This is a genomic window from Altererythrobacter sp., from assembly GCF_050299635.1.
In the GTDB taxonomy this organism is placed as follows: domain Bacteria; phylum Pseudomonadota; class Alphaproteobacteria; order Sphingomonadales; family Sphingomonadaceae; genus Erythrobacter.
The window spans coordinates 131,129-143,505 of record NZ_JBNKWF010000003.1 but is presented as its reverse complement, the minus strand read 5'-3'; the positions used below and the strand labels follow the sequence as shown (position 1 = coordinate 143,505).

Genomic DNA, 12,377 nt, shown 5'->3' with positions numbered 1-12,377 from the left:
ATCGATCCGGCGGGTTAAACCCCCTTTTGCAAGATCAGCCGCCCGGCTTCGGGAACCAGGGAATGAAGGCCGGGGTGCGGCGCTTGTAGTCCGCATATCTGTCGCCCTTGCTTCGGTCCATGCCCCGCTCGAGCAGGGCCACGCCGGACCATTTGGTGAGCGTGAAGCTCAGGAAGATCGGCCCGGCGACAGTGTAGAGCGCATAGTCCCATCCCGTCGCAGCGCAGGCGAGCCAGATGCCCCACCATGCGCAGAAATCGCCAAAATAATTGGGATGGCGCGTATAGCGCCACAGCCCGCGATCCAGCACCTGCCCCTGATTGGCCGGATCGGACTTGAAGCGCGAAAGCTGCCAGTCGCCGACCCATTCGAAGAAGACGCCCAGAAGAAATACGGCCAGTCCCAACCAGGCGAGCGGCGCGACCGGGGCCGGTTCGCCTGACGCCAGGATGCCGACCTGCGCGGGTGAACTTACAAGAAACAGAAGCACGGCCTGCATGACCCACACCTTGACCAGCGCGGCCAGAGCGAAATTGCCCCTCTCGCGATCCTTCTTGAGGATCATCCTGTAACGCTTGTCTTCGCCCTCGCGGCGCCAGCGGCGGAAGAGATAGATGGCGAGCCTGAAGCCCCAGGCCGCTGTCATAGCGAGAATGAGCACCGCCGATGCGCCGGGCCGCGACACCTGCAGATAGCTTGCAATGGCCAGCACCCCCATGCCTGCGCCCCAGAATGCATCGATGAAGGATACGTCTCCGATCCGCACCGACACCAGCCACAACGCCAGCACCAATGCGATCAGGAGCGCGGCATTGGCGAGCAGAGCATGGGTCATCCGCCCGCCCCCGCAATTTGCTGCGCCTGCCTTTCCAGATTCGCGATACGCTCGCTATCGGGCAGCTTGCTGCGCATGAACTGCGCGATCTTGAGCAAATCCTCACCATAGCGCCCGCTGGGCATGATCGGCGGCCCGAAACCTAGCACCATACGCTCGTTGCAGACCCATGCCGGGACGATCGGCACCCTGGCTGCCTGCGCTATGTGGTAGAAGCCCGACTTCCAGCTGCCGTCGGTGGTGCGCGATCCTTCAGCGGCGATCACCAGCGCCATATGATCGCGCCGGGCGAACTCGGCCGCGACCTGTGCGACATAATTGGCGGACTTGCTTCGATCGATCGGAATCCCGCCCATGTCGAACATGAAGTTGCGCATCATGCCCTTGAACAGCGTGTGCTTGCCCATGAAACTGGGCTCGATCCCCTCTTCGGCGGTTGCGCCGACAAAGAAGATGAAGTCCCAGTTCGAAGTGTGCGGCGCGCCGGCGATGACGAATTTCGGGATGTCGGGCAGGTGCCCATCTAGACGCCAGCCCTTCCAGCGATAGAGCGCAATCAATATCCGCCGCACGATGCGCGAGAGGAGAGAAGGTTTTCTGTAGCGCTTGCGGCGTGGCTTCATACATCCTCCCCGAACTTGTTCGGGGAGGGGGACCGCCCGCGCAGCGGGTGGTGGAGGGGCAATCTCTCTCGCGCATACAATGCGGCTGACTCTGCAGTTGCCACAGCATCCTGCAACACCTGCGAGGCCGGCAAACGCAATGTCTCTATGCCAGCTTCCCTAAACCAAGCGTCACGCGCCGCATCATGCGCAGGGCGATCGCCCATTTCATGCGCTTCTCCGTCGATCTCAAGTACCAGCCGCGCATCCGAACAATAGAAATCAAGCACATATTGGCCCGAGGGATGCTGCCGCCTGAACTTCAAGCCACCTGGTCGCTTGCGCAGCTCACGCCACAGCAGCGCTTCGGGCAACGACATCTGCCGCCGCAGCTTTCGGGCCTTTGCGACGGTGCCCGACTTCGGAGGCGGCGCGATATCCTTTAGCAATCCATCTCCCCCTCCACCGTGCTTCGCACGGTCCCCCTCCCCGAGCAAGCTCGAGGAGGATTCAAGATTACGCTTCCCTGTTCGTCAATGTCTCAATTGATCCGAAAACATTGAGTAAGTCCTATTCATTGATGTGCCTCACATCCTGAACACGCCAAATGCGGGGCGCTCGGCAATGGGCGCTTCGAGAGTCGCGGCGAACGCGAGGCCGAGCACGTCGCGCGTCTGGCCCGGATCGATTACGCCGTCGTCCCACATGCGCGCGGTGGCGTAATAGGGATTGCCCTCGTGCTCGTACTTCTCGCGGATCGGGGCCTTGAAGGCTTCCGCCTCACGCTCGTCCCATTTGTCGGCATCGCGGTGGACGGTGGCGAGCACAGATGCGGCCTGCTCACCCCCCATCACGCTGATGCGCGCATTGGGCCAGGTGAACAGGAAACGCGGCTGATAGGCCCTGCCACACATGCCGTAATTGCCCGCGCCGAAGCTACCGCCGATCACCACGGTGATCTTGGGCACGGTGGCCGTGGCGACGGCGGTGACGAGCTTGGCGCCGTGCTTGGCGATGCCTTCCGCTTCGTATTTTCCGCCGACCATGAAGCCTGAGATGTTCTGCAGGAACAGCAGCGGGATGCGCCGCTGGCAGGCGAGCTCGATGAAATGCGCGCCCTTCTGCGCGCTCTCGCTGAACAGCACGCCATTGTTGGCGAGCACCGCCACCGGCATGCCCCAGATATGCGCGAAGCCGCACACCAGCGTGCTGCCGAAATGCTGCTTGAATTCGTGAAACTCGCTGCCATCGACGATCCGCGCGATCACTTCATGCACGTCATAGGGTGCGCGCACATCGTCGGGAACGATGGCGTAGAGATCTTCCGCATCGAATTTGGGCGGGCGCGGATCGCGCAGCTCCACGGCCTTCGCCGCGACGGGGTTATCGCCAAGATGGCTGACAATATCGCGCACGATGGTCAGTGCGTGCTCGTCATTCTCAGCCAGATGGTCGACCACGCCGGATTTCTTTGCATGGAGATCGCCGCCGCCAAGATCCTCTGCGCTGATCTCTTCGCCCGTTGCCGCCTTCACCAGCGGCGGACCGGCGAGGAAGATCGTGCCCTGCTCGCGCACGATCACCGTCTCGTCACTCATCGCCGGGACATAGGCCCCGCCTGCCGTGCAGCTTCCCATCACACAGGCGATCTGCGGAATGCCCAGCGCGCTCATATTGGCCTGGTTGAAGAAGATGCGCCCGAAATGGTCGCGGTCGGGAAATACTTCCGCCTGATGCGGCAGGTTGGCCCCACCGCTATCGACCAGATAGATGCAGGGCAGGCGGTTTTCCTGCGCGATTTCCTGCGCGCGCAGATGCTTCTTCACCGTCATCGGATAATAGGTGCCGCCTTTGACGGTCGCATCATTGCACACGATCATCACCTGGCGGCCCGATACGCGCCCGATCCCGGCGATCATCCCCGCGCCATTGATATCCCCGCCATAAAGCCCGTTCGCGGCGAGCTGGCCAACCTCGAGAAAGGGCGAGCCCGGATCGAGCAGCCGCTCGACACGTTCGCGCGGCAGCAGCTTGCCGCGGCTGACGTGACGCTCCCGGTGCTTCTCGGTGCCGCCCAGCGCCGTTTCTGCCACCTTGGCGCGCAGTTCCTCGGCCAGCGCCTTGTTATGCGCAAACCGCGCCTTCGCTTCGGGACTTTCGCGGTCGAGCGTAGAGGTCAGAACGGGTGCACTCATTCGGTAACATCCGGAAAAACGTCAGCGAAAAATGGCAGCACCTTGCTGCTGAAACGTTCTGGCACCTTGTTGCCGTGATCGCCGACGTAGAGCTCCCAGTCGTGCGGCACGCCCAGCTTGATCAGCTCCTGATGCATGGCGATGACATCATCCTGGACGAAATCGGTGTCGCCTGTTTCGAGCGCGATCGCCTTCATCGAGCGCAATGCTGGCAAGAACTGTGCAGCCATCGCGGTCGGCGCATTGGCCGCCCATTGCGCCAGCACGAATGGCACGGGCTTACCGTCTTTGGTGGCGAGATCGGCGTAGAAAGGCGGCTTGCCGGGATCGGGCGACCAGGCGGCAGCGATCGCGAAATTGGCCAAAGTCATGAAATCGCCCGCCTTGGCTTCATCGAACGTCATCGTCTCAAACTTGGGATCGGCGGTTTCGGCCGGGCGTGGGAGCAGGCAGCACGGGTTCATCGCGTAAAGCGCAACGAAATCATCGGGATGGTGCATCCCGATGCGCAAGGTTCCATATCCACCCATCGAATGCCCCGCGAGGCCCCGCGCCTCGCGCTTGGCGATGGTGCGGAAATGGCCGTCAATGTAGCGGACCAGATCGTCGGCGATATAGTCCTCGAAGTCTCCGACCGTCGGCGAATTGGAGTACATCGAGCCGCCGAACAGCGTGTGGCTGTCAGGCACCACCACAATCATCTCCCTCGTGGCGGCGAAATCACGCAGTGCCGCGTCGAAATTGACATAGCCCATCATGTTGTCGGCGGTCATGAGAAAGCCATGAAGGAAATAGAGCACCGGATAGCGGCGTTCCGTCGCTGAATCATAGCTAGGCGGCAGGATCACATGGACCGTGCGCTCTGCCGAATTGCCCTGGAGATTGCCTTCGATCGCCGGGCTGTGGATGGTGAGTTTCTCGACCCGCGCGGAGGCGGGCGCAGACAGCAGGACGACAAGACACAGGGTCAAGCGGCCGAGCGCCGAAATCAAGTATCGCATTCCCTTCGTTCCTCTCATCTGCTCACCCGGCCGCCCCGATAAGTTCGCGCCCGATCAACATGCGGCGAATCTCGTTGGTGCCTGCACCGATATCGAGCAATTTGGCGTCCCTCAGATAGCGTTCGACCGGCCAGTCCTTGGTATAGCCCGCCCCGCCCAAGGCCTGGACCGCCTCCGCCGCGACGCGAAAAGCGTTCTCGCTCGCCAACAGGATCGCGCCCGCCGCATCGAAACGCGTCGTCTGTCCGCTGTCACAAGCCTTGGCTACGGCATAGGTATAGGCGCGTGCCGATTGCAGCGCGACATACATGTCCGCCACCTTGGCCTGCATCAGCTGAAAGGCGCCGATCGGCTTGCCGAACTGCTTGCGCTCGCGGACATAAGGGATCACGCAATCGAGGCAGGCCTGCATGATGCCGAGTTGCAATCCAGCCAGCACAACGCGCTCATAATCGAGCCCGCTCATCAACACGCCGACCCCGCCATTAAGCGGGCCCATCACGTTTTCTTCCGGCACTTCGCAATCGTCGAATACCAGCTCGGCGGTGGGGCTGCCGCGCATCCCCATCTTGTCGATCTTCTGCCCGATGCTGAAACCCGGCATGTCCTTCTCGATCAGGAAGGCGGTGATGCCGCGCGATCCGGCCTGGCCATCGGTCTTGGCATAGACAACCAGCGTATCGGCATGGGTGGCATTGGTGATCCAGAACTTCGTGCCGTTGAGCACATAGCCGCCCTGGGCCGCCTCGGCCTTGAGCTTCATCGAAACCACATCAGACCCGGCGCTGGCTTCGGACATGGCGAGCGAGCCGACATGCTCGCCGCTGATCAGACCCGGCAGGTACTTTGCCTTCTGCTCGTCATTGCCCCAGCGGCGGATCTGGTTGATGCAGAGATTGGAATGCGCGCCATAGCTGAGCCCGATGCTGGCGCTCGCCCGGCTGACTTCCTCCACCGCAATCACATGTTCGAGATAGCCGAGGCCAAGCCCGCCCCATTCTTCCTCTACCGTGATGCCGTGCAGGCCGAGCTCGCCCATGGCGGGCCACAGCTCGCGCGGGAACCAGTCCTCCCGGTCGGCCTTGTCGGCCAGCGGGGCGATCTGCTCGTCTGCGAAGCGGCCTGCCGCCTCGCGAATCATCTCGGCGCTTTCACCGAGCTGGAAATCGAAATCGGGGGTTGCGCGCATGGAACTTTTCACCTCTCCGGATCGCCCATACCAGCGCGCGGGCGAAGCGCAAACCGGCCGCACGCGCAAGCAATGGGCTGGCCTTTGGAAGACCTCACGGTAAGATCGCATTCTTCAAAGGGGAGTACATCTCGATGCAGGTCCGGTCATTCGCAAGACTACTGCCGATCCCGGCCATCTCGCTGGCATTGGCGGCGTGCAACCCACCCGCGGACAGCGGCGGGGTGGCGGCGGAGCAGAGTGCAACGCCCGAACCCAGCGGCACAGCGACGAGCAGTGCGAAGCCTGTCACGATGGCGGAAACCGGCTGGCTCGTAGTGGGCAGGGATGGCTCGATCCTCACGACCTATCTCGACGCGGACGATACCTATCGCGACCTGCGTAACGGGCAGCCGCTTCAGACCGGCCAATGGACGCGCAGCAATGACGGCGAACTATGCTTCACACCCGATGCAGAGGATCGGGCTGGCGATTGCTGGACATTGGGCAAGCCGGGCGATGACGGTACCTTGCGCGCCACGGACACTGCCGGTCTTGAGATCGAGCTGCGGCAGATTCCCTATCAGGCTCCGGAAACCAAGGAACAGGAAGCGAGATGACGATGGAGGACCTTGCGGAGCGGCGACTTCAGACCGTGCGCGAGCACATGGCACTGGAGATGGAATATGATTGGGACGCGGTGATCGCCACCTTCGACGGGCATCCCCGCTACGAAATGGCGACCGGGCAGGTGTTCGACGGGGAAGAGGCGGTGCGCGGATATTTCGCCGCATCGCGCTCGGTCTTCCCCGATCAGGGCAACGAGATCATCGCCATCGCTCACACAGACGATACCGTTCTGGTCGAGTTCTGGCTGACCGGCACGCATCTGGGAGAAATTCGCATTGGCGAGCGCGTGATTGCACCGACCGGTCGCAAGCTGCGCCAGCGCATGGCGGCCAGTTTCGAGTTCGCGCCGGGCAAGGACCGCATCCTGTGCGAGCGCCCCTATTTCGACCAGATCGGCATGCTGCGCTCGATCGGGCTGGAAGTGTGACCTCCTGGCAAAGGTTTGCCCCATGTAACATGCGGTATTGATTGAATTTTTACGTTTCCCGTGCACTTGTGCGCGTACCGGGGAATTCCTCGGGGTGGGGACGTAATTGGTCTCCGCTATGCTGCAGAAGATGCGGGTGAAGGGGTGAGGTGAGTGATATGAAGGGGGGCTGGATGCTGTGGTTGATCGGAGTTCCGCTGGTGTTGGCGGCGGCGGGGTACCTCATCTGGCAGGTGCGCTATCCCACCTACACTTACCGCTTCCGCATGACGGTTGAGGTCAACACACCTGAGGGCCTGGCGACCGGATCTTCCGTGTATGAGGTCCAGGCCGAGAGGACGACAACGTTCATGACCGGTAATGATCGGCATTGGGGCAGCCGCGGAGAGGCAGTCGCCGTCGATTTGCCCGGCGGGCGAACCCTCTTTGCGCTGCTCAAGACCTCGGCTCATTTTGGAGATATGGCTGGCTTGTCGATGAACAGCTTGCACCCTGGTTTTCCCGGCACTGGTTATGATGTGGTGGGCGTGGCGAAGGAACTTTCCAAGGGGATGCACAAGGGGCCGGCCGAAGTCGCACCCGCCGATTACCCCATGCTGGTAACCTTTGGCGATCTGGGCGATCCGACCAGCGTCGCACTGGTCGATCCCGATGATCTCGCCGCGAGCTTCGACGAAGGCGTCTCGCTCAAGCGCATCACCGTGCAGATAACCCGCGATCCCGTAACAACCGGGATCGAGCAGCGGTTGGGGTGGTTGCCGGCGCACATCGGCTCGCTTGTTCGCAGACCAAATAATGTCCCGATCGGGAATATGCCCATTGAACAACGACTAAACCGCACTGATTTCCGGTCTGGAGTTTCACAATGAATCGTGACCTCTTCCTCGCCATCCTTGCCATGGACTCGTATAATCGAGGTTACGATCCGGGCGTTGACAAATTAGAGGTTCAATTAGAGTTCCGGGGACACAAGAGTTCCGGGGACACAATACTTAATTACCTGCGGGAATGACAAACGGGGGAAGGGCGATGCCCCGCTTTCCTACTCGCATCGCCACGCGCTAGGTCTTGCGCCATGCCAGATCCCCCTCCCCGCTACCCCAAAGCGCCCGCCCGAAGGTCACAGACCGTCCTCCCCAGGGTGACACTTTGCGCGCCGCACAGCCACACTCCCGCACGTCAGATTCACACTTCACAGCATAGAGTCACACTTTTGCGCCCCACAGTCACACAATCGCGCTTTTTGCACTTGGACCGTGTTCCAAGTGTTCCATCCTGTAGGATTTGGGAGAATGTCTGACGCGTCTCAAACACCATTCGGCGCGGAGCGCTGCAAGATCCATTCGTTTTTCGAACTCGCCCTGTGGATAAGTGTGACTCAAAAGACTCACCATCGCCCGCGACTCGCCGGAATTGCTGGGTTTACGCTAAATTAACCTTTTCCGTTCAGACCTTGTGTGGTTAATTCTCGGCAACACCTCTTAGCGAGGGGTTACCGCAAGCTTTCGGGTAAAGGGGGGACCACCCAATGCGCGTGCTTTTGATTGAGGACGAACCGACAACTGCCAAGGCGATCGAGCTGATGCTCACGACCGAAGGCTTTAATGTCTATTCGACCGACCTGGGCGAGGAAGGCCTGGATCTGGGCAAGCTGTATGATTACGATATCATTCTGCTCGACCTGAACCTGCCTGACATGCATGGTTATGACGTGCTCAAGAAGCTGCGCGTGGCCAAGGTGCAGACGCCTGTTCTGATCCTTTCGGGCATTGCCGAGATGGACAGCAAGATCCGCAGCTTCGGCTTCGGCGCTGACGATTACGTGACCAAGCCGTTCCATCGCGAAGAGCTGGTTGCCCGTATCCATGCCGTGGTGCGCCGTTCGAAGGGCCACAGCCAGTCGATCATCCGCACCGGCAAGCTGGCAGTGAACCTCGATGCCAAGACTGTCGAAGTCGATGGCGCCCGCGTTCACCTGACCGGCAAGGAATATGCGATGCTGGAGCTCCTGTCGCTGCGCAAGGGCACTACGCTGACCAAGGAAATGTTCCTCAACCATCTCTATGGCGGGATGGACGAACCGGAACTCAAGATCATCGACGTCTTCATCTGCAAGCTGCGCAAGAAGCTCAGCCATGCATGCGGCGGCGAGAACTATATCGAGACCGTCTGGGGCCGCGGCTATGTGCTGCGCGATCCGGAAGAAGCCGCGGAAGCGGCCTGAAAGACAGACACTATTCACCCGTAATTGGGGCCATAGCGCCCGGGGCTTTCGGCCTCGGGCGTTTTTCTTTGGCCACTTCCCTACACTCATCGCCGCTGCTAGCGCGCCGCCCATGAGTGCTTTTAAGGAAGGCGATCCAACCACGCTCAACCGGCTCTATGGCCGCAGCCAGGGCAAGCCCTTGCGCGCGCGCCAGCAAGGCCTGGTCGACAATCTGTTGCCGCAGATTGCTGTGCCGGCGGAAGGTCCGGTCACAAGTGAAAGCCTGTTCGGGGATTCGCGCCCACTCCATTTCGAGATCGGCTTCGGCGGCGGTGAGCACCTGGCCTATCGCGCCGACCTGCTGCCCGATCACGGTTTCATCGGGGCGGAACCCTTCGTCAACGGAGTCGCGCAGGCGCTGACCCATATCGAGGACCAGCGACTAGCCAATGTGCGCCTGCATATGGGCGATGCACTGGAAGTGCTGGCGCGCATTCCCGATGGCGCGCTGACCATGATCTATCTCCTCCATCCCGATCCCTGGCCGAAGAACAAGCATGCCAAGCGGCGCATGATGAATGACGGGCCGGTGCAGATGTTCGCCAGCAAGCTCAAGCCCGGCGGCGAGCTGCGCTTCGGCACCGATCATCCCGTCTATCTGCGCCATGCGCTGATGGTGATGCAGCGCCACACCGACGCGTTCGAATGGCAGGTGAAGGATCGCTCAAGCTGGGAGGAGCGCCCTTCGGGCTGGCCCGAAACCCGATATGAGCACAAGGCGCGCACGGTGTACGGCCACGAAGTGTGGTACTTCCGCTACCGGCGACGCTGATCCGGCTCAGCCACCACGCAATGTCGCGATCAGGGCCTCCCTGTCCGCGTCATTATTGTAGAGATGAGGCGTAACGCGCAACGAGGATCCGCGCAGCGAGACGAAGACCTGCCGTTCGGCCAGCCGCTCGGTCAGCCCGGTCGGAACTCCGTCGGGAAAGCCAAGCGAAAGGAAATGCGCCGCGCGCGTGCCGATGGGCGCTGCGATGAGCCCCAGGCTCGCAGCTTCCTTCGCAATCGCTTCGGTCGCCAGACCCAACGAATGGGCGATTCCTTCGACCCCGAATTCAAGCAGGAAATCGAGCGCAGCACTGGCTCCCTGGAGCAGCGGCGGGTTGGATTTCTCCCCCATGTCGAAGCGCCGCGCGCCGGGTTGGAAATCATCGCGATAATCGACCAGCCGCGTAAAATCTTCCGATCCTCCGCGATTGATCCAATTGTGCTCGATCGGCTCACCGACATGGTGCCGCGGATCGACATAGAGCATGCCGATACCATAGGGGCCCATCAGCCATTTGTAGCACGCGGCGACCGCGAAATCGGGCTGCACAGCTTTGAAATCGATCGGCATCGCGCCAAGCGACTGAGTCAGGTCGAGCACCAGTGCGGCGCCGACCGAGCGGCATTTCTTCCCCACAGCTTCCAGGTCGACCACGCGCCCGTCCGCCCAATGGCAATGCGGCACAGCGACGATCCCCGTGTCGGGGCCGATTGCGTCAAGCACGGCTTCGGACCAGGCCGCGCCTGCATCGCGCTGGACGGTCACCACCGAACCGCCCTTTCGCCGCGCGAGGTCCTGCCAGACATAGATATTTGAGGGGAACTGGTCGGCAAGCGTGACCACTTCCTGTCCCGACCCGAACGGCAGGTTTCGTGCCGCGACGGCCAGGCCGTAGCTTACCGAAGGAACGATCGCGATCGTGTCTGCCCCTGCCCCAGTCAGGCGAGCGGCGCGCCCGCGAAAATCCTCGCAGATGGAAAAGAAGTCTGCCGGCCGATATTCCCACGGCGCCTCCTTGCGCCGCGCACCTTCGGAAATGGCCGCTGAGACCCGGTGCGAAAGCGGCGACATATAAGCGCAATTGAGATAGTGAACATCGGCAGGAATGGCGAAACGGTCGCGCTGGCATGGGATGGTTTGCATCGGGCACAGGTATCACATGCCGCGCCTTCGGCAACCGGCAAGCGCGGCTGCGCGGCAGGCGGGCACTGAGCCCCAGGACCGGCGCGAAAGGGATAGGGGAATAGGATGTCAAAAATCCTGCTGTGGATCGGAGGAATCTTCCTGGCTTTCGGGCTGGTCTTTGGCGGTATCGGCGGCTGGGTCTGGTGGAGCGACCGCGATCTGGCGAATAACGGAACGCATACCCAAGGCACTGTGATCGACCTTGCCAGCAGCCGGGATTCGGACGGCGATGTAACCTATCGTCCGGTAGTGGAATTTCTCGATGCGAGCGGCGCGCGGCAGGAATTCACCGGCAGCGTCGGCAGCAGTCCGCCTTCATTCAGCCGCGGCGAGAAGGTCGAGGTGATCTACGATCCGTGGTCGCCTGAACAGGCGATGATCGACAGTTTTACGACGCGCTATTTGCTGCCGCTTGCATTCGGCGGTTTCGGCCTGGTTTTCGGCGGGATCGGCGGCGGCTTGCTACTGGCAATGATCCGTCGACGGCAAATCGTCGCGCGGCTCAAGGCCAGCGGCTTGCCCATCCAGGCCGACTTCAAGCAATGCTATCTCGATACCTCGACCAGGGTGAATGGGCGCAGCCCCTATCGCGTAGTCGCGCAAGCGACGCATCCGGCAACAGGCAAACTCGCCAGCTTCAAGAGTGATCCGATCTGGCTCGACCTGACAACGGAACTGGAGGGGCGCACGGTCAAGGTGCTGGTCGATCCGGCACGCCCAAAGCGCCATTTCGTCGACTTGAGCGAGTGGGTCAGCGAAGATGAGGAGGCCTAACCGCCGAAGGTGAAATCCACCATGATTTCGCTGGAAATCTCTTCCAGCGCTTCCTGTGCATATTCCGGCGCGAGGCCTTCAGGCAGCGTCACATAGACCTCTGCACGGAACAGCCGTTCGCCGCCCCAGGCACCCATTTCCTCATGGCTCGAAAGGCTCTCGATATTGGCACCCAGCCGCGCGAGGATTGCAGAGACTTCACGGATAATTCCTGGCCGATCCTGCCCCACAAGCTCGAACAGCAGAACAGACTTTGCCGCGTCCGGCTCGGCGCCAGCCGGATTGATCGCGACCGTCAATCCGCTGGTATCGATCGCCCGGACCTGTTCTTCCAGCTTCGCAAGATTGGCGCTGTCGAGCTCCACCAGTACGGAGCCGACATAGAGCCCACCCAACCTGCTCAGATGACCTTCCGCCCAGTTTCCGCCCGCTGCCAGCACCGCCTCCGATAGCGCGGCGGTGAGCCCCGGTCGGTCGCTTCCGGTTACGGAAAGGACGATGCGGACAGGTCCAGCCATTGCC

General features: G+C 61.5%; 14 protein-coding genes. 6 read left to right on the top strand and 8 right to left on the bottom strand.

The annotated features are described in order from the left end of the window. Positions 1-34: 34 nt before the first annotated feature. The 6 genes from ACQY6C_RS02565 to ACQY6C_RS02540 form a co-directional block, all read right to left on the bottom strand. Positions 35-835 carry a DUF1295 domain-containing protein gene (locus ACQY6C_RS02565; RefSeq protein ID WP_427964266.1) on the bottom strand — a complete coding sequence of 267 codons (801 nt, stop codon included), beginning with the start codon at positions 833-835 and terminating at the stop codon, positions 35-37. Continuing rightward, positions 832-1,458, bottom strand: a complete 627-nt coding sequence (locus tag ACQY6C_RS02560) for a 1-acyl-sn-glycerol-3-phosphate acyltransferase (protein WP_427964264.1) — start codon at positions 1,456-1,458, stop codon at positions 832-834. The genes ACQY6C_RS02565 and ACQY6C_RS02560 overlap by 4 nt, the downstream gene beginning before the upstream one ends. Next, positions 1,455-1,817 carry an endonuclease domain-containing protein gene (locus tag ACQY6C_RS02555; protein ID WP_427964343.1) on the bottom strand — a complete coding sequence of 121 codons (363 nt, stop codon included), beginning with the start codon at positions 1,815-1,817 and terminating at the stop codon, positions 1,455-1,457. The genes ACQY6C_RS02560 and ACQY6C_RS02555 overlap by 4 nt, the downstream gene beginning before the upstream one ends. Positions 1,818-2,024: 207 nt before the next feature. Further along, positions 2,025-3,632, bottom strand: a complete 1,608-nt coding sequence (locus ACQY6C_RS02550; RefSeq protein ID WP_427964262.1) for a carboxyl transferase domain-containing protein — start codon at positions 3,630-3,632, stop codon at positions 2,025-2,027. After that, positions 3,629-4,633, bottom strand: coding sequence for an alpha/beta hydrolase (locus tag ACQY6C_RS02545; protein ID WP_427964260.1), 1,005 nt, complete (start codon positions 4,631-4,633; stop codon positions 3,629-3,631). The genes ACQY6C_RS02550 and ACQY6C_RS02545 overlap by 4 nt, the downstream gene beginning before the upstream one ends. Positions 4,634-4,655: 22 nt before the next feature. Beyond that, complete coding sequence (locus ACQY6C_RS02540) at positions 4,656-5,822, bottom strand: isovaleryl-CoA dehydrogenase (protein WP_427964258.1); 1,167 nt, start codon at positions 5,820-5,822, stop codon at positions 4,656-4,658. Between the two features lie 134 nt (positions 5,823-5,956). Here ACQY6C_RS02540 and ACQY6C_RS02535 point away from each other — a divergent pair, with 134 nt between their 5' ends. The 5 genes from ACQY6C_RS02535 to trmB all read left to right on the top strand — a co-directional run bounded on the left by ACQY6C_RS02535 (position 5,957) and on the right by trmB (position 9,896). After that, positions 5,957-6,421, top strand: a complete 465-nt coding sequence (locus ACQY6C_RS02535) for a hypothetical protein (RefSeq protein ID WP_427964256.1) — start codon at positions 5,957-5,959, stop codon at positions 6,419-6,421. Further along, positions 6,418-6,858 (top strand): ester cyclase, encoded by a 441-nt coding sequence (locus ACQY6C_RS02530; RefSeq protein ID WP_427964254.1) that lies wholly within the window; start codon positions 6,418-6,420, stop codon positions 6,856-6,858. The genes ACQY6C_RS02535 and ACQY6C_RS02530 overlap by 4 nt, the downstream gene beginning before the upstream one ends. Before the next feature lie 158 nt (positions 6,859-7,016). Beyond that, positions 7,017-7,727 carry a hypothetical protein gene (locus ACQY6C_RS02525; RefSeq protein WP_427964340.1) on the top strand — a complete coding sequence of 237 codons (711 nt, stop codon included), beginning with the start codon at positions 7,017-7,019 and terminating at the stop codon, positions 7,725-7,727. 659 nt (positions 7,728-8,386) lie between these two features. Continuing rightward, complete coding sequence (gene ctrA / locus ACQY6C_RS02520) at positions 8,387-9,082, top strand: response regulator transcription factor CtrA (RefSeq protein WP_427964252.1); 696 nt, start codon at positions 8,387-8,389, stop codon at positions 9,080-9,082. A 112-nt stretch (positions 9,083-9,194) separates the two neighbouring features. Further along, positions 9,195-9,896 (top strand): tRNA (guanine(46)-N(7))-methyltransferase TrmB, encoded by a 702-nt coding sequence (gene trmB / locus ACQY6C_RS02515; RefSeq protein WP_427964251.1) that lies wholly within the window; start codon positions 9,195-9,197, stop codon positions 9,894-9,896. Between the two features lie 6 nt (positions 9,897-9,902). On the opposite strand, the gene ACQY6C_RS02510 is transcribed toward trmB, so the two are convergent. After that, positions 9,903-11,039, bottom strand: a complete 1,137-nt coding sequence (locus ACQY6C_RS02510; protein WP_427964249.1) for an aminotransferase class V-fold PLP-dependent enzyme — start codon at positions 11,037-11,039, stop codon at positions 9,903-9,905. Between the two features lie 105 nt (positions 11,040-11,144). Between ACQY6C_RS02510 and ACQY6C_RS02505 the strand changes: the two genes are divergently transcribed. After that, positions 11,145-11,855 carry a DUF3592 domain-containing protein gene (locus tag ACQY6C_RS02505; protein WP_427964247.1) on the top strand — a complete coding sequence of 237 codons (711 nt, stop codon included), beginning with the start codon at positions 11,145-11,147 and terminating at the stop codon, positions 11,853-11,855. On the opposite strand, the gene ACQY6C_RS02500 is transcribed toward ACQY6C_RS02505, so the two are convergent. Continuing rightward, positions 11,852-12,373, bottom strand: coding sequence for a glycine cleavage system protein R (locus ACQY6C_RS02500; protein WP_427964245.1), 522 nt, complete (start codon positions 12,371-12,373; stop codon positions 11,852-11,854). The genes ACQY6C_RS02505 and ACQY6C_RS02500 overlap by 4 nt on opposite strands. Positions 12,374-12,377 lie beyond the last annotated feature (4 nt).